The organism is Bacillus sp. LR_5 (assembly GCF_042709275.1).
Genome location: NZ_JAVAXX010000628.1, coordinates 1 through 1,020 on the forward strand (window position 1 = coordinate 1; position 1,020 = coordinate 1,020).

The window sequence follows — 1,020 nt, forward strand, 5'->3', positions numbered from 1 at the left end:
TAACAGACTCACAAACATATCAGGCGAAACAGCAGCTGATGGAACTGGATCAAAAGCTGAATTATTCTTCTGCTGAAGAGCTGAAGGAATGGCTGAATAAGCTGATGAAACAAGATTCAGAGGCTTATGAAAGTACGAGGAGGACATAAAACAGATGGATTTAAAACAATACGTAACAATTGTACCGGATTACCCGAAAGAGGGCGTGCAATTTAAAGATATTACGACACTGATGGATAAAGGCGACGTATACCGCTATGCTACAGACCAAATTGTTGAATATGCGAAAGAAAAGCAAATTGATTTGGTCGTCGGCCCTGAAGCGCGCGGCTTTATTATCGGCTGTCCCGTTGCTTACGCGCTTGGCGTAGGTTTTGCGCCGGTCCGCAAAGAAGGCAAATTGCCTCGTGAAGTGATCAAAGTGGACTACGGCTTGGAATACGGGAAAGACGTATTAACGATCCACAAAGATGCGATTAAACCGGGTCAGCGTGTGCTTATTACAGATGACCTGCTTGCGACAGGCGGCACAATTGAAGCAACAATCCAACTTGTTGAAGAGCTTGGCGGCGTTGTTGCTGGTATCGCTTTCTTAATCGAGCTTTCTTACCTTGACGGCAGAAAGAAGCTTGAAGATTATGACATATTAACATTGATGAAATACTAAAGATAATCGCATAACGAAAAAAGCACTCCATGTCAGGGTGCTTTTTTCCTATTGTTTTGCATTTATTTTATATAATATTTGGCTATTTGAACTTCTGCTCTTTACATCTTTCGTTTTTTTCTTGATAATAAACTACAATACAGTTTACATTCTAAAAAAGGTGATTCCATGGCGAACGAACAAGTATTGACTGCCGAGCAAGTTATAGATAAAGCGCGCAGCTATCTATCTGATGAGCATATCGCATTTGTCGAAAAAGCATATCTGTACGCTGAAGATGCTCATCGCGAGCAATACCGCAAATCGGGCGAGCCATATATTATTCATCCGATTCAGGTTGCGGGGATTCTCGT

3 protein-coding genes are annotated in these 1,020 nt (G+C 41.9%); all 3 read left to right on the forward strand.

Annotated elements, in window-relative coordinates; all coding sequences use genetic code 11:
• Positions 1–149 (forward strand): single-stranded-DNA-specific exonuclease C-terminal domain-containing protein (locus RAC86_RS39070; RefSeq protein WP_377886995.1); only part of this gene is annotated, 149 nt, incomplete at its 5' end.
• A gap of 5 nt (positions 150–154) precedes the next feature.
• Positions 155–667 carry an adenine phosphoribosyltransferase gene (locus RAC86_RS39075; RefSeq protein ID WP_014114618.1) on the forward strand — a complete coding sequence of 171 codons (513 nt, stop codon included), beginning with the start codon at positions 155–157 and terminating at the stop codon, positions 665–667.
• 168 nt (positions 668–835) lie between these two features.
• Positions 836–1,020, forward strand: a 185-nt coding sequence (locus RAC86_RS39080; RefSeq protein WP_377886994.1) for a hypothetical protein, incomplete at its 3' end; no start/stop codon positions are given.

What these genes read in the sequence shown, in the direction of transcription:
- RAC86_RS39075 (WP_014114618.1), top strand. Translation starts at nt 155, where the DNA reads ATGGATTTAAAACAATACGTAACAATTGTACCGGATTACCCGAAAGAG.